General features: G+C 39.6%; 18 protein-coding genes. 7 read left to right on the top strand and 11 right to left on the bottom strand.

Annotation, left to right across the window (positions count from 1 at the left end; genetic code table 11):
* Positions 1–34 precede the first annotated feature (34 nt).
* Positions 35–439, bottom strand: a complete 405-nt coding sequence (locus H5116_RS18325; RefSeq protein WP_182716790.1) for an HIT domain-containing protein — start codon at positions 437–439, stop codon at positions 35–37.
* A gap of 111 nt (positions 440–550) precedes the next feature.
* Between H5116_RS18325 and H5116_RS18320 the strand changes: the two genes are divergently transcribed.
* Both H5116_RS18320 and H5116_RS18315 read left to right on the top strand, forming a co-directional pair.
* Positions 551–2,776, top strand: a complete 2,226-nt coding sequence (locus H5116_RS18320) for a S9 family peptidase (protein WP_182716789.1) — start codon at positions 551–553, stop codon at positions 2,774–2,776.
* A gap of 142 nt (positions 2,777–2,918) precedes the next feature.
* On the top strand, positions 2,919–4,556 hold the full coding sequence (locus H5116_RS18315) for a methyl-accepting chemotaxis protein (RefSeq protein ID WP_154903475.1): 1,638 nt from the start codon (positions 2,919–2,921) through the stop codon (positions 4,554–4,556).
* Between the two features lie 71 nt (positions 4,557–4,627).
* Here H5116_RS18315 and H5116_RS18310 read toward each other — a convergent pair whose 3' ends face one another.
* Both H5116_RS18310 and dinB read right to left on the bottom strand, forming a co-directional pair.
* Positions 4,628–6,148 (bottom strand): leucyl aminopeptidase family protein, encoded by a 1,521-nt coding sequence (locus tag H5116_RS18310; RefSeq protein ID WP_002961658.1) that lies wholly within the window; start codon positions 6,146–6,148, stop codon positions 4,628–4,630.
* Positions 6,149–6,277: 129 nt separating this feature from the next.
* The gene (gene dinB / locus H5116_RS18305; RefSeq protein WP_182716788.1) at positions 6,278–7,330 is read right to left on the bottom strand and encodes a DNA polymerase IV; all 1,053 of its coding nucleotides are present in this window, start codon (positions 7,328–7,330) and stop codon (positions 6,278–6,280) included.
* A 731-nt stretch (positions 7,331–8,061) separates the two neighbouring features.
* Here dinB and H5116_RS18300 point away from each other — a divergent pair.
* From H5116_RS18300 to H5116_RS18290, 3 genes are all read left to right on the top strand, one after another.
* A complete protein-coding gene (locus tag H5116_RS18300; protein WP_002958095.1) occupies positions 8,062–8,490 on the top strand; it encodes a thioesterase family protein in 429 nt (142 codons plus the stop codon).
* A gap of 18 nt (positions 8,491–8,508) precedes the next feature.
* Positions 8,509–9,561 carry an aldo/keto reductase gene (locus H5116_RS18295; RefSeq protein WP_154903473.1) on the top strand — a complete coding sequence of 351 codons (1,053 nt, stop codon included), beginning with the start codon at positions 8,509–8,511 and terminating at the stop codon, positions 9,559–9,561.
* Positions 9,562–9,678: 117 nt separating this feature from the next.
* Positions 9,679–10,602, top strand: coding sequence for an ABC transporter substrate-binding protein (locus tag H5116_RS18290; RefSeq protein ID WP_149602191.1), 924 nt, complete (start codon positions 9,679–9,681; stop codon positions 10,600–10,602).
* On the opposite strand, the gene H5116_RS18285 is transcribed toward H5116_RS18290, so the two are convergent.
* The 6 genes from H5116_RS18285 to H5116_RS18260 form a co-directional block, all read right to left on the bottom strand.
* Positions 10,553–11,173: a fumarylacetoacetate hydrolase family protein gene (locus H5116_RS18285; RefSeq protein ID WP_182716787.1), complete on the bottom strand. Its 621-nt coding sequence runs from the start codon at positions 11,171–11,173 to the stop codon at positions 10,553–10,555. The two genes, H5116_RS18290 and H5116_RS18285, sit on opposite strands and share 50 nt — an antisense overlap.
* A 332-nt stretch (positions 11,174–11,505) precedes the next feature.
* On the bottom strand, positions 11,506–13,473 hold the full coding sequence (locus H5116_RS18280; protein WP_182716786.1) for a hybrid sensor histidine kinase/response regulator: 1,968 nt from the start codon (positions 13,471–13,473) through the stop codon (positions 11,506–11,508).
* Positions 13,474–13,483: 10 nt separating this feature from the next.
* Complete coding sequence (locus H5116_RS18275) at positions 13,484–13,945, bottom strand: response regulator (protein WP_039485075.1); 462 nt, start codon at positions 13,943–13,945, stop codon at positions 13,484–13,486.
* Entirely contained in the window at positions 13,946–15,430 is a 1,485-nt protein-coding gene (locus H5116_RS18270) for an ATP-binding protein (protein WP_182716785.1), read from the bottom strand.
* A gap of 38 nt (positions 15,431–15,468) precedes the next feature.
* Complete coding sequence (locus H5116_RS18265) at positions 15,469–15,678, bottom strand: histidine kinase (RefSeq protein WP_039485081.1); 210 nt, start codon at positions 15,676–15,678, stop codon at positions 15,469–15,471.
* A 14-nt stretch (positions 15,679–15,692) separates the two neighbouring features.
* On the bottom strand, positions 15,693–17,033 hold the full coding sequence (locus tag H5116_RS18260) for a sigma-54 dependent transcriptional regulator (protein ID WP_039485084.1): 1,341 nt from the start codon (positions 17,031–17,033) through the stop codon (positions 15,693–15,695).
* A 234-nt stretch (positions 17,034–17,267) separates the two neighbouring features.
* Between H5116_RS18260 and H5116_RS18255 the strand changes: the two genes are divergently transcribed.
* Positions 17,268–17,783: an NUDIX hydrolase gene (locus tag H5116_RS18255; RefSeq protein ID WP_182716784.1), complete on the top strand. Its 516-nt coding sequence runs from the start codon at positions 17,268–17,270 to the stop codon at positions 17,781–17,783.
* Positions 17,784–17,999: 216 nt separating this feature from the next.
* Complete coding sequence (locus H5116_RS18250; RefSeq protein ID WP_182672851.1) at positions 18,000–19,376, top strand: NAD-dependent succinate-semialdehyde dehydrogenase; 1,377 nt, start codon at positions 18,000–18,002, stop codon at positions 19,374–19,376.
* Positions 19,377–19,534: 158 nt separating this feature from the next.
* Here the strand turns inward: H5116_RS18250 and H5116_RS18245 are convergent, their stop codons facing one another.
* Both H5116_RS18245 and H5116_RS20235 read right to left on the bottom strand, forming a co-directional pair.
* Positions 19,535–19,882, bottom strand: coding sequence for a hypothetical protein (locus tag H5116_RS18245; RefSeq protein WP_182695737.1), 348 nt, complete (start codon positions 19,880–19,882; stop codon positions 19,535–19,537).
* A 165-nt stretch (positions 19,883–20,047) separates the two neighbouring features.
* A partial coding sequence (locus tag H5116_RS20235) for a hypothetical protein (RefSeq protein ID WP_220487492.1) occupies positions 20,048–20,258 on the bottom strand: 211 nt, incomplete at its 5' end.

Below are 20,258 nucleotides of genomic sequence, written 5' to 3'. Positions count from 1 at the left end.
TAAACTTAGTTAAACCCTAAAAAAGCGTTGCAGCTTATAACTGCAGCGCTTTTTTTAGCTCTGTGATTTGTAGATCTGTATAATGCACTGCTGGGTGTTTACCCCATATTGGCGCAGGCCATGCAGCATCACTCGTAAAACGCGCAATATGATGAATATGCAACTGCGGCACCATATTACCTAAAGCCGCTATGTTTAATTTATCAGGTTTAAATACATCCATTAATAATTTACTTAGCTTGGCTGACTCTTTTAAATAAACAATTTGATCATCCTCAGATAAATCAATTATCTCTTTTAAGTTAGCCTGCCTAGGCACTAATACAAACCACGGATACAAGCTGTCGTTCAATAAAAGTACTTTACACAACGGCCAATCGGCAAGTTCTATACAGTCGCGTTTAAGTTCTGGCGCTAGTTTAAATTCAGGGTGAGTCATTGCTATGTCCTACTTTGTCTTTGATAATCGCCACTTTATAGCATTTAGTTGCAGTTGCACACGCTTGGCTTTACCATCAAAGCAATATTTATAATAAGCTAAGGCAACCTTGTGCTAAAAAAAATAAAACACCTCTCACTAGCTATACCGTTAATGGTTGGCGCTATTAGTGTTCAAGCAAAACCTTTATCGCTGGAGCGAATTTTTGACGATCCGAGCCTTTCTGGTAAATCACCTGTACAACTTAAATTTTCGCCTGACGGCAGCCGTGTAACTTACCTACAAGGCAAAAGCGATGACTACAACCGCTACGATTTATGGGAATACAATCTAAAAGATAACACCAACCGTGTGCTAGTTGATTCAGCAAAGTTATTTTCAGGCCCAGAAAACCTATCAGATGAAGAAAAAGCACGCCGCGAACGCCAACGTATTTTTGGTAAAGGCATACTTGAATACAAATGGTCTAAAGATGGCAAAGCACTTTTATTCCCACTCAATGGTGACCTTTACTATTACGATTTAGCCTCAGCTAAAAGTAAAAAACTAACCGACACTGAAGCATTTGAAACCGATGCACGCTTTTCACCTAAAGGTAACTACGTATCGTTTATTCGAGAGCAAAACCTTTATGCTTTAGAGCTTGAATCAGGTAAAGAGATTCAGCTTAGTAAAGATGGCGGCGGCGTAATTAAAAACGGCATGGCCGAATTTGTTGCTCAAGAAGAAATGAGCCGTATGACAGGTTACTGGTGGTCAGGTGATGAAACTAAAATTGCCTATACCCGCGTTGACGAAACCCCTGTAAAAGAAGCTATCCGTAACGAAATTTACGCTGACGAAGTAAAATTATTTAACCAGCGCTACCCGTTTACAGGTACCGATAACGTTAAAATTCAACTTGGTGTGGTTAAGCTAAACGACCAAAAAGTAGATTGGATTGATTTAGGTAAAGATGAAGACATTTACATTGCACGCGCTAAATGGCTAAAAGACAGCAATACACTGTCGTACCAATGGCAAAATCGCTCGCAACATAAATTAGAACTGCGTTTTTATAACAGCGAAACTAAAGCCCAAAAAGTAGCGCTGACCGAAAACAGCGAAACGTGGATAAACCTACATTTTGATCTTGAGTTTTTAAATGACAAAAAACACTTTGTATGGGCATCTGAGCGCGACGGCTTTAAACATTTATATCTGTATCGCACAAACGGTCAACTTGTTCGCCAGATTACCTCAGGTGACTGGGCTGTTGATAGCTTAAAAGGTATTGATGAGAAAAAAGGCATTGTGTATTTTGCCGGTCGAAAAGATACACCGCTTGAAAGCCATTTATACAGCGCGCCTTTATTTAAAAAAGGCGATTCTAAACGTATTACCGAAAAAGGTCAGTACCACAATGTTGTGCTAGCAAAAGACAATAAAACCTTTATCGATAATAGCTCGTCTGATAATAAACCAAACTCAGCAGCGCTTCGTAAAGTAAACGGTGAATTTATTACCTGGCTTGAAGAAAATAAGCTTGATAGTAACCATCCGCTTACCCCTTATTTAAGCGACTTAACAAAACCAGAATACGGCACAATTAAAGCCGAAGATGGCCAAGTTATGCATTACCGTTTATTTAAGCCTAGCAACATTACTGATGGCAAAAAGCACCCTGTTATTGTTAACGTATACGGCGGCCCGCATGCTCAACGAGTGACGAATAGCTGGCGCAGTAAAAACTTGTACTTTCAGTACATGGCGCAACAAGGTTACGTAATTTTTCAACTGGATAACCGTGGTTCGTACAACCGTGGTAAAAAGTTTGAAGATGCTATTTATAAACATTTAGGTGTGGTTGAAGTTGCCGATCAAATTAAAGGCGTAGAGTTTTTACGTACACTTGATTACGTTGATCCACAACGCATCGGTGTTTATGGCCACAGCTACGGCGGCTACATGGCACTTATGACTATGTTTAAAGCAGGCGATTACTTTCAAGCCGGCGTATCAGGTGCTCCAGTAACCGATTGGGCTCTATACGATACACATTACACAGAGCGTTATTTAGGTCACCCTGATACAAATGCTAAAGGCTATGAGGACAGCGCAGTATTTCCATATGCTGATGGCTTAAAAGGCCCATTAATGATTTACCATGGAATGGCTGATGACAACGTATTGTTTACGCATTCAACTAAGTTATTTAAACAACTGCAAGATAACGAAAAACAGTTTGAAATGATGACCTACCCAGGATCTAAGCACAGCCTACGTGGTAAACAAGTGCAAACACACTTACATCAAACAATTACAAACTTCTTTAATCGCCATTTTGACGTTAAATAAGCAAGTAAAGTAATAACAGACTAAAGGCTGATTGATAAATCAGCCTTTTTTTTGCATTAATAGGCGTTAAGCCTAGATTAAACTCTTTTTTTAGCTACGCTTATTCTATGCGCTAAAGCGCACACTTTTTGAGGATAAATGTATGCCTAATCTACGAAGTTTTAGTATATCCCAGCGTTTTTCACTGTTAATAGCCATCGTTGTATTTGGACTAATAATACTTAGTATATCGAGCCTAACTCATCAATATAGTTCGCTAAAAGACGAGCAATACATAAAAACACAAAATGTAGTAGAAACGGCGTACAGTATAATCGAGCACTATTATGCGCTTGAACAAGATAACACTCTCACTCAACAACAAGCTCAATCACAAGCACTTAATGCAATAAAAGCACTGCGCTACGACAAAACCAATTACTTTTGGATTAACAATTACCAGCCAACAATGGTTATGCACCCTATAAAACCTGCGCTTGATGGAAAAGATTTAACTAATAACAAGGACCCTGACGGCAAAGCATTGTTTGTTGATATGGTAAATATAGTTAAACGCTCTGGCGAGGGATTTATCCCTTATAAATGGCCAAAACCAGGTAAAGATAAACCGGTTGAAAAAATCGCATTTGTTAAAGGTTTTAATCAATGGCAGTGGATTATTGGCTCGGGTGTTTACCTTGATTCAATTGACGAAGCATTTAGCGAGCAACGTAACCTTATAGTCATCAGTGCAATAATTATGATTATTGCTGTTATTTTACTTAGTTACTTTATAGGTAAGAGTATTTTAATACCAACTCGCTTAGCGGCCGATATGATGAAAGATATTTCACAAGGCGAAGGCGATTTAACTCGTAAATTAAATGAATCCGGTAATGATGAAATATCTGAACTATCACGTTCATTTAATTTATTTGCTCTAAAAATGCGCGAGTCACTTGTTCATGTAGCACAAAGTGCAAACGATGTAAGCGAACATGCGCATACAGTTGACGACTCAAGTAGAACAAGCCACTCATTTATTGAGCTTCAAAACGATAGTTCAACCCAAGTTGCAGCTGCCATGGAGCAAATGACTCACCAAATACACGATGTGAGCCGTAACGCTGAAGCAGCAGAGCAAGCAGCTAAGGATGCAGCACAAAACGCATCAACGGGTAAAAATGTGGTTGCGCAAACAATTACAGCAATAGAAACGCTCTCAAGCAACATTGAAACAGTAAGCCGTGTAACAGAAGATTTAGCCAACGAGAGCCATAATATAGGCTCTGTGCTTGATGTAATAAGAAGTATATCGGAGCAGACAAACTTACTGGCATTAAACGCTGCCATTGAGGCTGCTCGCGCAGGAGAGCATGGTCGAGGATTTGCTGTTGTTGCAGATGAAGTAAGAACACTGGCCAGTCGTACAGGGCAAAGTACTGACGAAATTCAAACCATGATCACTAAACTACAAGAAGGTGCAAAAGCAGCAGTAGAAGCAGTTAAATCAAGCCAAGCACTTTCAGTTTCTACCGTAGAGCAGGCGTCATCAGCCAATACTTCACTTAATGAAATAGAACGACTTGTTTCAATTATTACCGAAATGAACAGCCAAATAGCACGTGCCACAGAACAACAAACGCAAGCTGCCGACGAGGTTAATTTGCGTATAAATGAGCTATCTCAATCAACTGAGCAATCATTAAATAATACTAAGCAGCTTACCGATGCCAGTGATAATCTCAAACAAAGTAGCGAAGGTCTTTCGAGCGTAGTTAATCGTTTTAAATTAGATTAATCGATAGCGTTCTCATAAAATGCAAAAGCCCTGAATTAACAGGGCTTTTTTATTACATGTAAGTTTTTAGCTTACAAACAATAACGTGCAAACAAGCTCGTTACTGATGCAGCTGTTGGCTTACCATGCTGCCAATCACCGCCTTCAACACCGCTACCTGCAATATCCATATGAACATAAGGTAGAGGCTGTGCAGAGTCATTACCGTGCTTATCAAGCCCACCAACAATAGCCATAAACGCCATAGGGAACTGATGTCCACGAGCAGTAACGGCAGATGCTGCGTTATTGCTAGATAAAACATCGTCAGCTAGCGTACGTGGTTTAATAAAGTCGTAGTCTTCACGGCGTGAACGCGATACTTCAGCGCCATCGGCCCACAAATCTCCAAGGTCAGCTATTTGACGTGAAACACCAGCACTACGAGCTGGACCATTTTCAACATACGCACCGTAAGGACCCATTGCGCGAGCTGCATGACCCGTTAATGTAGCTACAGTAAATAACGTTGGATTAACCTCACCTTTAGCTAAATCTTTCATTTCGCTAAGCAGGTCGCCCATTGCTAAACGCCCTTCTGCATCGGTATTACCAATACGTACACGAACACCTTCACGGCTAGTAATAATTTCATCTGGCACAAAACAATCTGAGCCAATAGAGTTACGAACAACAGCTAAGTACGAGACCACTTTAACGCCTTTAGGCTGATAATCAGCAACGGCTTTCATAAAGCCCGCAACAGAAGCTGCGCCGCCTTTATCACGGCTCATGCCTGCCATATGGCCGCCTACTTTTAAATCTGCACCGCCTGTATCGTATACAAGGCCCTTACCTACAAACATAAGTGTGCGAGTAATTTCGCCCTCGGGTACATATTCAAGCTTAACAACACGTGGGTGATGGCGCTCAACTGCATACGATGCGCGAGCAACTGTACTTAGCATTGGGTAGTTTTTATCAATAGCTGCAATATCATCAATTACGTCAACTGCAATGTTTGAGCCTTTAAACAATTCAACGCAGTAATCAGCAAAACGTGGGGGAGCCATACGCTCAGGTTCAGTGCCACACAGGTCACGCGCTGCATATTGGCCTGCTGCAATTGCATTAACAGCTTTAATAGTTTGCTCGCTTGCGCCAACTAAACCAATCTGTGTAATTGGTTCAATGCTTTCACCGTGATATTCACGCGCTTCTAATGGCTGCCATAAGGCTTGGCAAGCGCCTAAATAAGCAACTTCTAAAGCATGCTGATAACGGCTATCGCCATTTAAATTTGGTAAAAATAATGCAGGGTTAACACTGCCCGACGCTTTTGCTTCGTTAATTGCTAATTTAGCAGCATCAAAATAACGACGCACGTCGTCGTAATCTCTATTTAACGGACCGGTTGGCGCAAGTACAACGCGCTTGTTTTCAATTACTAATAAAGTAACTTGCTTACCGATGCGAGAATCTACGTTTGCTTGAGCTAAAATAGCATCACGTAATGAGTTATTTGGTAACTGAGAAAAGTCATTACTAATAATAATAAGCGCATCATGAGATGTGCATTCAAGGCTTGCACTAACCGCTTGAGGGTATGCCATAAATAAGGTCCTGTTAGAAAACATAAGCCCCTATTATCGTCGATTTAAATATTGAAGACCAGCAAGGAGCGATGAGCTAATCACATAACCTATCAATAAATGGCAACTTGGAGTTACAGGCTTTACAGCTTAATCGAGAATACTAAGTTGGAAGTTTTGCTCTGGCTCGTTTTTAATGCCAACGCCTATGCCAAGTAATCTTACAGGCTGTTGTAGCCCACGCTGATAGGCCTTAGTAAGTAGTTGAACAAGTATCTCTGTGTTGAGCTCGTGATATACCTGATCGGCTGAGGTCACTACAAAATTTGCAAACTTCACCTTAACACTCAATTTATTAATACGGTTTTGTAACTGCTGTTTATTTAGCCTTAAAACTAATTCCTCTAACAATCTTGGCAGCTCATCTAAGCACTCTTGCAAACTTGTTTTGTTGTACTCGTAGGTATGTTCAACACTCAGCGATTTTCTTATACGATCTGTGGATACTTTACCAACATACTCACCTGCACATTTTTGATAAAGCGACACACCAAAATTACCCACATGTTGCTGCATCCAGTTAACGCCTTTTTCACGTACATCCTTGCCGGTATATAAGCCTTTTAAATTTAGCTTTTCGAGCGTTACTTTGCCCACTCCTGGAATTTTCCCAAGCGGTAATTGCGCTAAAAAGTCATCGACCTCATCAGGCAAAACGACAAATTGACCATTCGGTTTATTTTCGTCACTGGCTATTTTGGCAATAAATTTAATCGGTGCAATACCAGCTGATGCAGTGAGCCCTGTAGTATTGTAAATATCGGCTCTTATTTGCTGTGCAATAAGTGTGGCACTGCCTTTACAAGCGGTGCTGTCTGTTACATCTAGGTAGGCTTCGTCTAAAGAAAGGGGTTCAATTAAGTTTGTATAGCGGCTAAATACTTCACGTATTTGGTTTGAAGCTTCTTTGTATACAGCCATGCGCCCTGGGACAATAACTAAATCGGGGCATAATTGTTTAGCATGATAGTTCGACATAGCCGATCGCACGCCATACTCTCTAGCTATATAGTTAGCGGTTGAGAGCACGCCTCGTCGGCTATTGCCTCCAATAGCAAGCGGTACACATGCAAGTTTTGGATTATCTCGCATTTCTACTGCTGCATAAAAGCAATCCATGTCTATGTGAATAAACTTCTTCATCACCACAACAAAAACTGGTTATTTATACAGTCATTATTATAGAATCAAATGTGATAAGCAAGCCTAGGGCCTGTTTATCTTTCGAGGTTAAATTTGCAGCAGTATGTTTGGTATTTAGGCAAGGCAGAGCCTATGTAGTGTGGTTATTCCCCATAAATAGGCGATAACGTAGCACAAATGCCAAACATACGCTGCCCGAAGGGTTCTGCCTAGGGGCAATTTACTCTTTGTTGCCTACATGGATGTAGGTAAGGGGCGTGAGCAGGACGCGGAAGCTTTGCTCGGTTTTTACTTAGCCCACTAGGTCACAAACCTCGCGCCGCGATTAAATAGCCCCTAGATTGAACAAATTTTAATCCTGAAAGGTCAACAGGCCCTACTAGTTAACGATTAAAAAAAGTGTTTATTGTCCTCCGATCTCTTATAACCACGTAGCCAATACATAACCTCAAATAAAAATCCTGCCAACATTAAAATGATAGCGCCAGATTCATTCCCCATCGCGTAACAGGTAAAAGAGGCTATAAAAACCAAACAAGCTAAGGACCAATTAATTATATTCTGCATATTATTACCTTTGTGTGTGTTTTTGTGTGTCTGTGTAATTTAACTGTAGACCTAAAATTAAACAGGTACAATCATCTTATAAAAAAAACATGCCATTAATTACCTTGAGCTCGTAACACCATGTTGATAATCTAAGTACTTTAAAAATCAAGGGCCAATAAATAATGCAAACGTTTAAAGATCAGCACCCTATTCATACCGATATCACCGTAGCATGGGCTGATATGGATGCGCTACAACACGTAAATAATGTAGTGTATTTACGTTACTTTGAAATAGCCCGAATCGACTTTTTAAATAAAATAAATTTGTTCGACACAATAAGCCCAAACGGTGTGGGCCCAGTAATAAGCGAAAATAACGTTCGCTATAAACGCCCAGTAACTTTTCCCGACACACTCACTGTAGGCGTTACAATTACAGATCTTAAAACAGATCGCTTTACCATGAACTACACAGTTTACAGCCATGCACAAAAAGCAATAACGACTACGGGTGCATCTAAAGTTGTAATGTTTGATTTTACTACAGGGCAAAAAGCCCCAATCTCCGAGCCTCTTTTATCGGCTTTAATCAGCCATGCTCAAAACTAATTTAGTTAAGGAATTTTTATGCAATACAACCCACTAGGTAGCAGTGGCGTAAACGTATCTCGAGTGTGCCTAGGGAGTATGACTTGGGGTAAACAAAATACTCAAAGCGACGCTGATGAACAAATAGCCTACGCGCTAGAGCAAGGCGTAAACTTTATTGATACAGCCGAAATGTATGCTGTACCTCCTTCGCCAGAGACCTATGGTAAAACCGAGGAAATTATTGGCAATTGGCTATCGCGTAATCAGCAAAAGCGCAGCGATGTGGTACTAGCTACAAAAATTGCAGGCAATGGATTATCGTGGGTACGTGATGGCGGCAATATTACTCGCCAAACAGTAATAGAAGCCGTGGATGATTCACTTAAGCGACTTCAAACAGACTACATTGATTTATATCAACTACATTGGCCAAACCGCTCTACCCCTCACTTTGGCAGACAATGGCCCGGCACTCTTAAATTTACCGACGTAAATACACAAGAGCAGCAAGCTAGTATGCTTGATATTCTAGAAGGCCTTAATGAATGTGTTAAAGCAGGTAAAATTAAGCACTGCGGTTTATCTGACGATACGCCATGGGGTATAAGCCAGTTTTTAAGTTTGGCCAAAGAGCATAACTTACCGCGTATGGTATCTATTCAAAATGAGTTTAGCTTAGCGCACGCTAAAGACTGGCCGTATTTAATAGAACAATGTGTACACGAAGATATTGCCTACTTACCGTGGTCGCCTTTAGCAGCCGGTTTATTAACGGGAAAATACCTAAACGGTGCTCGCCCAGAAGGTTCTCGTTGGACCTTCATGCAGCGTAACGGTATTTTTAGAGATACACCCAATGCAGAGCAAGCAACTAAGCAGTATGTTGAGCTGGCTCATGCAAACAATATTACTCCAGCACAACTAGCCTTAGCATGGTGTAACCAAGTAGATGGCGTAACTTCTTCAATTATTGGGGCAACATCTATAGCTCAATTAAAGGAAGATATAGACGCATTTAGCATAACGCTAAACGACGAAATTCTTAGTGAGATTAACACCATATTTAGAAACCATCCGATGCCTTATTAAGCATGTATGAGTTAAAAGCAGCCTTGAATGAGGTTGCTTTTTAACTAAAATATTTGACCCTACTACAACCAACACTATACTTTTATTAAGTTTTCTTAATTCAACGAACACTTATCAATGCTGAAAAACGGATACTATGCATTTTGCTTATTAATTGTATTCAACGCGCACGCCGTTGAGCAAAAAGTACAACCTCTAGAAGAGATTATTTGGCTGCAAAGTTACACGCCCCCTTTTCATATAGCTAAAAGTGAAAGCGCACCACAAGGCGGTATTTGCGACAACCTAACCGAGCAACTCATTAGAACCATAACTGATGTAAAACATACTCGCTTAATTGTTCCTCAGCAGCGTATAAATAAATATTTAAATGAAGGGAAAAATGTATGTTTTCCGTGTGTTATTTATAAAAAAAATAATAACCAACAACTTAACTACTCAAATCCAACAACGGTATATCCCCCATTTTCAATTATCACGACTAAAGAGCTAAAGCCGCAATTAGAAGAAAAGCACGGCTCGCCTATTCACCTTATTAATTTATTAACCGACCCGCAATATGTATACGGGCAAGCGGCTGCACGTAAATTTACAACTAAAATTAATACAATTATTGAAAATACAAAACGAGATAAAGAGTCTTCGTTAAGTTGGAGTAGCGAAAATGAAAGTCAGGCTGTTATAGCACGCTTGAGTCACGGCTTTTTAGACTACTCAATTGATTACCCGTTTATGGCTGATTACTTTAATAAACAAGGGGAGTATACGAATATAGAAAGTGTGCCAATTGCAGAAAATGACATTCAATTTATAAGAGGAGCAATAGGCTGTGCGGCTAAAGCACCTAATAATTTTGCAGAGCAAGCCCTTAAAAAAATTAACCGCGCATTAAAAAATAATGTACTTCAATCGCCTGAGTATCAACAAAGTCAGCATAATTGGCTTAAAACCACCTTTACTGACTTTGATAAACACTACCAACAGCAAGTCATTAATTTTTACTTACTTGCCACTGATGCTCAAGCAAACACTGATCATTAGCATAAAGCGCCACTGCAAAAATACTTTTAGCTGTTACCTCACCTACGCCCGACGGTGTACCTGTCATTATTACATCACCGTCTTCTAAGCTCATAAATTCACTAATTTCTTGTAAAATTGAGTCAGGGTTGTGCAGCATAAAATGAGTATCACCTCGCTGAATCACTTCATTATTAATTTTAAGTTCAAAGGTAAAGTGCTTCATTGCATCAGTTAGCGCTACAAAATCAGTTAAAATTACAGAGCCGTCGAACGCTTTAGCGCGCTCCCATGGAAGCCCTTTATTTTTTAATTTACTTTGCACAGTACGCTTAGTTAAATCAAGGCCGAGTCCAACACCTGCAAATTTTTTATCTTTAACTACAAAACTTAGCTCGGTTTCATAATGCAGCGTATCGCCGTTGTGAGCTGCAAATAACGTATTAGTAATTGCGCTATTTGGCTTATTAAATAAAACCATTTGATCTGGCGTTTCGTTATTTAGCTCTGCAATGTGTGCGGTATAATTACGACCAACACACACTACTTTTGATGGTGTTAATTCTTCAGATACTAACTTTATTGAATGCATATAAATAATGTCTCAGTTATTGGACCTGTTGACCTTTCAGGATTAAAATTTGTTCAATCTAGGGGCTATTTAATCGCGACGCGAGATTTGTAACCTAGTGGGCTCGATAACTGCTCCTGCGTTATTCTACTGACTTACATCCCTGTAAGAATAAGTAAAAACCGAGCAACAAAGAGTAAATAGCCCCTGGACAGAACCCTTCGGGCAGCGCATATTTGGCATTTGTGCTACGTTATCGCCTATTTATGAGGAATAACCACACTACATAGACTCTGCCTTGCCTAAATACCAAATAAACTGCTGCAAATTTAACCTCGAAAGATAAACAGGCCCTAGCTAATAAGCGTTTCAAGTAAGCTCAAATTAATAGGTTTAAGTAAAACTCGGTCAATATTTAAATCTTTTATTTCTCTTGGATCTGGCTCTGCGCCACTTACAATCACTAAACGTAATTCAGAGTATCGTTCATTAATTTGCTGGCCTAAGTCAACGCCACGACCATCAGGTAAATGCATATCTAACAATACCTTATTAAATTGCTGGTCGTGATTAAGTATTTGCAAACATTGTGCGCAGCTAGACGCAATGACGGTTTCAACGCCTAAACTTTCTAAAAGTAGTTGCGTAATTTGCGCTGCATCATGATCGTCTTCCACAAGTAAAAAGCGCTGCTTTTTCTCGGTTAAGCCATTACTACAATTTATATCTTTAGCTTGCGGTGCATGCTCTGGCGCTACCAAGTAATCTTGCAAACATTGATATAAAGCCGCGCTATCAACAGGCTTTGGTATTACATCGTTAAAACCAAGTGCAGCAAGCTCCTCATGTATGCCTTTCATAGTAGCTGCAGTGAGCGCAATTATTGGGCCTTTGTAGCCCATTTTTCTAAGCTCTATGGTAGCTTCCTTGCCGCCCATTACAGGCATATGAATATCAATAAAAATAATATCGTAAGGCGCTTTATACGCATCTGCTATGCGTACTTTTTCAAGTGCTTGCTGGCCATGTTCGGCATAATCTACGCGCGCACCACAGGTACTGATCATATGACCAACTAACATGCGTAAATCACGTAAATCATCAACCACTAATACTCGCCCATGCACTTTGCATGGAGCCGATTTACTTTGTAATTGTGGGGCACTACTAAAATTAAGTACTTGTCGTTCTACTTCGCTAATATCACCTGGATATACCGAAATCGTAAATGTAGAACCTTTGCCTATTTCAGAGTGCAAACTAATAGCACCGTGCATACGCGCTAACAATTCAGCACATATTGCCAAACCTAAGCCTGCGCCACCTACAGAGCGTGATTCTACATCTGCTATTTGTTCAAATGGCTTAAATATAAGTTCTTGTTTTTCAGGGGCAATGCCCATACCTGAATCTTTAATGCTAAAAAATAGCATTTCGCGATCATCAACCCATTGCATCCACGCATTAACAACAATTTCGCCTTTATCGGTAAATTTAACCGCATTGTTTATTAGATTTATTAAAATTTGACGAACTCTTGTTGCATCCAGTCGTGCAACCAAAGGTAATGGCTGATGTGATTCAAAGCGCAGCGTAAGGCCCTTATCAAGCACCGATACGCGCATTAGCGTGTATACATCGGCAAGCATGCTATCAAGGTTAACTTCGCTTAGGGTCAGCTCCAGTTTATCGGCTGCTATTTTAGATAAGTCGAGCACGTCGTTTAACAAGCTCAATAAGTGTTTACCGTTTCGATAAATAACACCCAATTCATTTTCAGCTTGCTGACTAAAATCGCTCTGCATTAACAGTTCGGTGTAGCCTAAAATAGACGATAGAGGAGTACGTAACTCATGGCTCAAATGAGCTAAAAATCGATCTTTTGAACGGTTTTCGGCTTCAGCTTTTAAGCGCTCTACTCTCTCGCCTTCAACATCTTTACGTGCCAAAGCATAACGAATAGCTCGCGCAAAGCGGCTCGAACTCATTTCTGTTTTAATTAAGTAATCTACTGCACCGGCATCAAGCGCCGCCGAGTCTAACTCGTCGTTTGACTGCCCGGTAAGCATAATAATGGGACCGCTAAAGCCATTGGCAATTGCTTCTTTTAATACATCTAAACCATTCGATGCACCCAAGCGGTAATCAAGCAGGCAAATGTCGTGCTCATTTTTACTAAGCGTTGCAATTGCCTGCTCTGGAGAGCTTATCCATTGAATGTTAAACGTGTGTGAATCCAATTGGTCCAGATAGTCGCAGGTGAGTATGTAATCATCTTCATCGTCTTCTACAAGCAGCAACTGAGTCACTTTATCTAACATACAATCTCCATTAATCGTTAAATGTTGTCGGTAGCTCTACAAATTCTACCCAGTATTTTCCTAGCGTTTTCATCAAATCAACCAAACCATCAAACGTTACTGGTTTTGTAATGTAAGATGCAGCACCTAAGTTATACCCTTTAACCATGTCTTCTTCTTGTTTAGACGTAGTTAATATAACAACCGGAATTCCCTTTAAGTTAGGGTTTCCTTTTATAGCTTCAAGCGCTTCACGGCCATCCATTCTAGGCATATTTAAATCAAGTAATATAAGTCCAGGACGCGGCGAAACTGCTTTGTCTTCAAACTTACCTTTACGCTCTAAATACTCAAGCAACTCAACGCCATCTTCAACAAAGTGAAGCTCGTTAAGTACACGACTTTCAGCAAGGGCATCTTGTGTTAACAAACGATCATCTTCATCGTCGTCTGCCATTAAAATAGTAATCGGTTTTACTTTTGAATAGGGCATTTAAGCCTCTCCTTGCAATGTGAAAAGCTCAGCTTCCACAGGTAGTTTTATAATAAAGGTTGCACCTTCACCGTCTTTACTTTGGGCTGTAATTGTTCCGCCGTGGCGCTCCACAATACGCCTACATACAGAAAGGCCAATACCCGTGCCTTTATATTGTGAGCGTCCATGTAAGCGTTGAAACGGTACAAATATTTTATCGGCATAGTCTTGTGAAAAACCAATACCGTTATCTTCTATGGTAATAACTTGAAAACTTAAATGAGTATTATGATCAGAGCTGAAAATATCTTCATCTTGATAACTAATTTTTATGTGTGGGTTTACGTCGGGACGCCTAAATTTAACAGCGTTCGACAACAAGTTTAAAAACAGCTGCTGCATTTGGCTTTTATCGGCCTGAATAACTGGTAAATCATCTACATCAATTTGTGCTTCAGACTCTTTTATCGCAATCTCTAAATCACTTAATATATCAGCTACAACTTCATTTAAATTCGTGTCATCAAAATCTTTACCACGCGTTGTAATTCGCGAAAACTCTAATAAGTCGTTAATCAAGTTAGACATACGCTGCGCTGCATTTTTCATGCGCCCAATGTAATCCATCCCCTTTTCACCCAATTCATCTTTAAACATGGTTTCAAGACGGTCGCTAAAGGCTTGGATTTTTCTAAGAGGTTCTTGTAAATCATGGCTTGCTACAAAAGCAAACTCTTCAAGCTCTCGGTTACTACGGCTCAATTCATCTGAATATAATGTTAGCTCTTGTGTCCGCTCAGAAACCTTCATTGCTAATGTTTCGTTTTGTTTTTCAAGCTCAAAACGATATTGTGCTGCATTTCTTAAATTAAGGCGCGTCATAATAAACATACCAATAATCAGTAACGCACTCGTTATTGCTGTTATAGCGAATGTAATTTTAGCTTCATTTTTAATCTGTGCTAATTTAGAAAAATGGCTTACTTTAAAGAGTAATTCACGGTCTTGAATTTCATTAACATACTCTCTAATTTGCTTATAAAGCTTTCTTCCTTTATGCGTATTTAATACATACAACGCACGTCTTTCTTTGTCATCTAGCGCAAGGTTTACAGTTTGTTTTAATTCTTTAATTTTACTATCTACAAGAACTAACAACTGGGCTATACGCTCAGCTTGACCGTCAATCTCAGAGTGAAGCGACTTGACATGATCTGTTTGCGCTTCAATTTGGCCTACAGCATCGTAGTACGGCGTTAAATAGTCAGTCTCTTCTGTCAATAAATAACCACGCTGCCCAGACTCAGCCTGCACTATGGATAGATGCAGCTTCTCAATTGCAGTGGTTAGCATGCTAGTGTTGTCTAAACTTTTTTGGGTTTGTGTTAAGCCTTGAATCGTATTCAATGCTAAAAATGCGTTGCCCACAATAATACCTAGCACAACCACCATAAATGTTGCCCAAGTGATATTCGCTTTACCTTGCTGTTTTTTCTTGCTCATTTAGCTTCCCGAATTAAAGTTTATACAACACTTAATATTTATTGAGAGTCTGATATTTTTTGCAAACTTTCGCTGCACTGTTGGCAATTATTGATAATTTTATCAAGTGCATCTAACGCTTTTTCTTTTGGCATATCGTTTTCAAGTACCAATTTAATCAGCTCAGCATTCATCGAAATACGATTTAGCGGCCCTCTTGCATCGTGTACTAATTTATTGAGTTGCTCTGTTTGGTTATCGGATGTCATGCCCTTCCTCAAATCTATTTATATTCGCCAATACCGCCATATGCATTAAGGCGGTTATAAAGTGTTTTAGTACTAATACCAAGCATTTGTGCAGCAAGCGTTTTATTACCTTGCACCTTATCAAGCGTTGCATGAATAAGTTCTTTTTCAACTTCTTCAATTGTTTGCCCTGCTGATACAGGCTTTTCGGCAGCTTGATTATTGACGCGCGAAAAGGGTGACTCTAAGTTATCAGGTAAAATAATGTCGCTGGTTTGTGGGTCGCTCATAATAAATGCACGGTGTATAGCATGGCGGAGCTCTCGCACATTACCCGGCCATTCATAGCTTTGCAGCTCTTTGAGCTGTGCGGCAGTCCAACTAAAGGCAGTGCCGTTTTCGTCATTAAGTTGATCTAAAAAGGCTTTCGCTAATAAAGGTACATCTTCTTTTCTATCGCGAAGTGGCGGTATATCAATAGGAAAAACAGCCAACCTAAAGTAAATATCTTCACGAATAACATTATTTTGTGCCAAATCGGTAAGCGAGCGGTTAGTAGCTGAAATAACACGGCAATTGGTTGGTATTTCTCTGTTACCACCTACGCGTGTTACCTTTTTAGTTTCAAGCACTCGCAGTAAATTTGGCTGCATATCAATTGGCATTTCAGTTACTTCATCTAAAAACAAAGTACCGTTATTTGATTGCTCAAATACACCTTCTTTACGTGCAATTGCGCCTGTAAATGCGCCTTTTTCGTGGCCAAATAACTCACTACCAATTAACTCTTTTGAAAGTGCGCCACAGTTGCTAGCAACTAATGGCCCTTCGCACTGGCTTGCGTTATGAATAGCTTGAGCCACTACTTCTTTACCTGCACCACTTTCACCCATAAGCATCACGTTAGCATTTGTTTTAGCTACGCGTTCAATCATGTTGTAAAGCTTTTGCATTGGCTCAGATTCACCAATTAAACCGCCAAAGTGGCGTACAATACCGCTCGACTTTGCTTTTTTAACTGCTTTTTTAGGGCCATTTAAAACGAGTTCTAAATCTTCACGTTGTAATGGTTTTAATAAATGCCCTACATTTGGCTCACACATATCAGCTAAAATACCTTTAACTGAAGGATGGCCCGAAATAAGTGTAATTTTTGGAGATTGCCCAATCGTTTTTAAGTGATCAAGTAAGTGCAAACCGCTACCATCAGGCAGCATAAAATCAAGCAGCACATGATCAAAGGCATTATTTTCAAACCATTGATGTGCTTCTTTTAAACTGGTAGCTGTGCTTATATTGTGGCCGAGGAATTCGACTATGTGGCAAACAACGTCACTAAATTCAACGTCGTCATCTACTAAAAGTATGTCTAACATGATAAATCCCTATGCTTTTTTCTTATTCTACGCATCCTTGATATTAATTTAAAGGTGCGCCCAGAATCTAATTTTTAAAATAAACTTAAGCGATTAAATGCTATTAATGTTACCAACCTAACATTTACGTATGCTGAAAAAAATCGATCACAAATTATGATTAATAATTAAAATCGTTTCTATTTATAGAATGGTAGCAACTATTATTATTAAAAACCTAAAAAAGGAGACGAAATGCAGCAATTAAAAACCTTAATACATTCAGGTATTAATATTGACCAAGGTACTCAATTTACACGCTTAACAGCTCGCGCCATTGTAATTAAAAATAATAAAATACTTTTAATGTATACAAACCGTTATGAAGACTACAGCCTACCCGGCGGTGGAGTAGATGACGGCGAAAGTATTGAGCAAGGCTTAATTCGCGAACTAAGCGAGGAAACCGGTGCACAACAAATAAGTGTAGTTGAAGCTTTTGGACTCTATGAAGAGTATCGCCCTTGGTATAAGGACGATTTTGATATTATTCATATTAAATCGTATTGCTTTGTATGCAGTATAGCCGACGAGTTTGGCAAAGCGCAGTTAGAGCATTACGAGCAGCAAAATGGCATGACAGCTAAATGGGTTGATATTAACGACGCAATTGCACATAACGAGCGCACCATTGCTAACAGTGAAAAACAAGGGCTTTCTATTTTACGAGAAACTTACTTATTAAAGCGCATTGCAAAGGAGCTAATATAAAGCTCTGTGTTTGCCCCAGAGGGTGTTGTAAATTTTGCAACGCCCAGAATATTTTACTGCCTCGAGCACCTCAATTTTTATATTTAAAAAATCCTCCTTCAGCAAAAATATAAATTTAATTAATAAAATCAGATGGATAAAAACAAAATCAACTTTTTATAAAAACTGGCTCTAGCCTTGCACCTTTTAAATAACTAAATTTGTAAGGAGATAGAAATGAGTAACACAGTTAAAACGATTAATCCCGCAACTGAGCAAACCATTGAAACCTATACACTACTTTCTCAAAAGGAAGCAGAACAGGTAATCGAAAAATCTCACGAAACATATTTAAAATGGCGATTAACGTCATTCACTGAACGTGCAAAATACCTTAATAAGTTAGCCTCACTCTTTGAAGATCAAAAAGAAGCTATTGCAAAACTCATGACCGAAGAAATGGGTAAAGTTTACGAGCAAGGCTTTCAAGAAGTTGAACTATGTGCAGGAATTTGTCGTTATACAGCCGAACAAGGCCCACAAGTACTTGCTGACGAAGAACGTGATATGGACGGCGGCCGCGCAATCATCAGCTACCAACCAACAGGTGTACTATTAGGTATTCAACCGTGGAACTTTCCGCTTTATCAGGTAATTCGCTACAGCGCTGCTAACATCATGGCGGGTAACACAACCGTATTAAAGCATGCTGGTAATGTATTTGGCATGGCTGAAAAAATAGAAGAGCTATTTAAACAAGCTGGTTTCCCAGAGTATTGCTTTAACAATTTACTTATCGACGGCAAAACAGCCAGTTCTTTAATTTCGCACAAAGCAATTAGCGGCGTAACCTTTACCGGTAGTGATGCAACAGGTAAAAAAGTAGCAGAAGAAGCAGGTAAACACGTTAAGAAAACAGTGTTAGAGCTTGGTAGTAACGACGCTTACTTAGTACTTGATGACGCAGACCTTGAGCTTGCAGTTAAAACCTGTGTAACCGGGCGCATGATCAATAACGGTGAAACGTGTGTTTCAGCTAAACGTTTTGTTGTTGTAGAGTCACTATATGATGACTTTAAAGCGCAAATTAAAGAACAATTTGAAGCCATGAAAATGGGCGACCCAATGGCAGACGACACAGATTTAGGTCCAATGGCACGTGAAGATTTACGCGACGGCATTCACGACCAAGTCATGGAATCAGTTAAAGCAGGTGCAAACATAGTAACGGGCGGCGAAATACCTTCGCAAACGGGCTACTACTACCCACCTACTCTACTAGATAACTTAGCCCCTGGTATGCCAGCCTATGACGACGAATTATTTGGCCCAGTAGCTTCGCTTATTAAAGCCAAAGACAACGACGATGCAATGCGCATCGCTAACGACTCTCGCTACGGTTTAGGCGGCGGTATTTTCTCTAAAGATGAGAAAAAAGCCATTGAACTAGCTAAAAAGTACTTTGACACAGGCATGATCAATATTAACGGCTACGGTTTAGCACAACCTAACCTACCGTTTGGTGGTGTTAAAGAAAGTGGCTACGGCCGAGAGCACGGCGGCTTTGGTATGCGCGAATTTGTGAATATCAAATGTATTATGATCAATAGCTAATTTAGCCTTAAATACTAGTACATTAAAAAACCTAAAAGTGGGTAACCGCTTTTAGGTTTTTTTAACTTTAAAATTAGATTACAGAAGAGCTTAGTCTTTACTAAGTTCAAACCACACAGCAACTAAACAGTAATAACTGTAAATGAGCAGTTTGCTTTTTAATCATTATCAATATAAAAGAATAATATAATAAATTCAGAGGCACTAATTGCAGCTAGCTGCATTATCAGCAAAAACATAATACCAATCCCAGCTTGAGGGTCAGGTTCAATACCAAAGACAAGTACTGCCGCTAAAGTAATAGTAAGTAATGCAGCTATAATTCTAATAAAAATGAGCCGTTTATTTTTATAGTTTTTAGCGTTAGCTAAAAAATATAGAAGCAAATAAGGCAACAGCATAAACGCAAAGCCAATTTCAGTTGGCATCCAGTACTTAATAGCAACAGCAACTAAAGATAAAACAGCAAGCGCCTTAACTGGATAGTACATTTTTTTATAATTCACATGCTTTCCTTTGCACGCAGTGCTTTATTAGCACCAAATAAAATATTGCCGAACAATATAAAAACTTTAATTATGCAATGCAATCTATTTCACTAGACTTAACCTGACAGGCAACAATGAGCGAGAAACAGACGGTCGATCAAACTCATTTTGGACAAAAGCTCGTCAGAGTAAATAACCTAGAACCCCGCTTTCAGATAACTTCTCGTATCTCAAAACGTCAAAGACCACCGTTGTCAGCGGTGGTCGGTTTGCGCGGAACTGGACAGTTTCGAGCATGGTCGATTTTGGGAGTGAATTATTTTTTGCTGCAATACTGTATATTAATCCACGAAACACCATCACGAAACGATTTGTGCCACTTTCTTCCTGAGCA

It is taken from the genome of Pseudoalteromonas sp. SG45-2, assembly GCF_014164115.1.
Classification (GTDB): domain Bacteria; phylum Pseudomonadota; class Gammaproteobacteria; order Enterobacterales; family Alteromonadaceae; genus Pseudoalteromonas; species Pseudoalteromonas distincta.
This window is presented reverse-complemented; position numbering and strand designations above follow the sequence as displayed.

Coding starts and splice junctions, on each gene's coding strand:
- H5116_RS18325 (WP_182716790.1), bottom strand. CDS start 439: ATGACTCACCCTGAATTTAAACTAGCGCCAGAACTTAAACGCGACTGT.
- H5116_RS18315 (WP_154903475.1), top strand. CDS start 2,919: ATGCCTAATCTACGAAGTTTTAGTATATCCCAGCGTTTTTCACTGTTA.
- H5116_RS18310 (WP_002961658.1), bottom strand. CDS start 6,148: ATGGCATACCCTCAAGCGGTTAGTGCAAGCCTTGAATGCACATCTCAT.
- dinB (WP_182716788.1), bottom strand. CDS start 7,330: ATGAAGAAGTTTATTCACATAGACATGGATTGCTTTTATGCAGCAGTA.
- H5116_RS18300 (WP_002958095.1), top strand. CDS start 8,062: ATGCAAACGTTTAAAGATCAGCACCCTATTCATACCGATATCACCGTA.
- H5116_RS18295 (WP_154903473.1), top strand. CDS start 8,509: ATGCAATACAACCCACTAGGTAGCAGTGGCGTAAACGTATCTCGAGTG.
- H5116_RS18290 (WP_149602191.1), top strand. CDS start 9,679: ATGCTGAAAAACGGATACTATGCATTTTGCTTATTAATTGTATTCAAC.
- H5116_RS18285 (WP_182716787.1), bottom strand. CDS start 11,173: ATGCATTCAATAAAGTTAGTATCTGAAGAATTAACACCATCAAAAGTA.
- H5116_RS18280 (WP_182716786.1), bottom strand. CDS start 13,473: ATGTTAGATAAAGTGACTCAGTTGCTGCTTGTAGAAGACGATGAAGAT.
- H5116_RS18275 (WP_039485075.1), bottom strand. CDS start 13,945: ATGCCCTATTCAAAAGTAAAACCGATTACTATTTTAATGGCAGACGAC.
- H5116_RS18270 (WP_182716785.1), bottom strand. CDS start 15,430: ATGAGCAAGAAAAAACAGCAAGGTAAAGCGAATATCACTTGGGCAACA.
- H5116_RS18265 (WP_039485081.1), bottom strand. CDS start 15,678: ATGACATCCGATAACCAAACAGAGCAACTCAATAAATTAGTACACGAT.
- H5116_RS18260 (WP_039485084.1), bottom strand. CDS start 17,033: ATGTTAGACATACTTTTAGTAGATGACGACGTTGAATTTAGTGACGTT.
- H5116_RS18255 (WP_182716784.1), top strand. CDS start 17,268: ATGCAGCAATTAAAAACCTTAATACATTCAGGTATTAATATTGACCAA.
- H5116_RS18250 (WP_182672851.1), top strand. CDS start 18,000: ATGAGTAACACAGTTAAAACGATTAATCCCGCAACTGAGCAAACCATT.